Annotated in this window: 1 protein-coding gene; it reads right to left on the bottom strand. The window is 37.2% G+C overall.

All coding sequences use genetic code 11. The features are described 5' to 3' along the window. Window positions 1–1,015, bottom strand: a protein-coding gene (locus BFL01S_RS19700) for an IS3 family transposase (protein ID WP_235859276.1) whose coding sequence is annotated in 2 segments (ribosomal slippage) — window positions 1–837 and window positions 837–1,015 — 1,016 coding nt annotated over the 2 segments. Because the reading frame shifts where the segments join, the coding sequence is not laid out codon by codon here. This gene is flagged as partial in the annotation.

The following is a 1,015-nucleotide window of genomic DNA, read 5'->3' as shown; positions in this document are numbered from 1 at the left end:
CCACTGGACTTAAATAATCTAAAGTACCGTGGATGCGTAGATGGTTAAACCAGTGCACATAATCTGTAAACTCTCTTTGTAACTCTTCTAAGCTATCAAAATGACGTTTCTTTACGAACTCTGTTTTGATGATTTTGAATGTTGCTTCTGCTACTGCATTATCATACGGACAGCCTTTCAAACTTAGAGATCGCTTGATGTTAAACGTTTCTAGGGCCTCATCAATGACTTGGTTCTTATATTCTCTTCCTCGGTCAGTATGGAACATTTGAACCGTATGTAAATTACCTTTTATTGACGATAGAGCTCGATAAACTAGTAAAGCATCTTTGTTCTTACCTGTACTAAATCCAACGATCTCCCGATTAAAGAGATCAACAAATACACATATGTAATACCATTTTCTGTTCACTCTTACATAAGTTAGGTCGCTGACCACGACAGTCAATTCTTCCTCTTGTGTAAATTCACGATTTAACTCATTCGCTTGATCACTTTCATTTGGTTTATCCTTATGGGGTTTAAATTGAGCTACAGTATAAGCTGAAACAAGTCCTTGTTCGTTCATAATTCTGCCGATTCGACGACGAGAAACCAATTTCCCTCTTTTCTTTAGCTCATGCTTTATCTTTCTCGCACCATAATTTTGGCGGCTTTGATGGAAAATTTCTATGATGTCTGAAGTTATATCATCTTCATTCTTTCGTTCTTTTGCTTCATAATAATACGTACTTCTAGGGAGTTGTAGGACCTTACACATTGCTGATATCGAGTATTTATGCTGGTTGTTCTTAATCACATTTACTTTCGTCCTAGTATCAGCGCGGCTTGCTTTAAAATATCATTCTCCATCTCTAATTGCTTATTACGTTTCCTAAGTTCCTGCAGCTCTTTCTGTTCGGGGCTGAGGTTATCCTTTTCTTTGAAGGAACCAGAGGACTTACTTTGATTAATCCACTTATCAAGCGAAGATGGTGTTAACTCATATTCTCGAATGATGTCTTTACGAGGCTTT

Source organism: Priestia flexa NBRC 15715, assembly GCF_001591565.1.
Classification (GTDB): Bacteria; Bacillota; Bacilli; order Bacillales; family Bacillaceae_H; genus Priestia; species Priestia flexa.
Note: the sequence above shows the minus strand (reverse complement) of the source record. Positions and strands in the feature narration are given on the sequence as shown.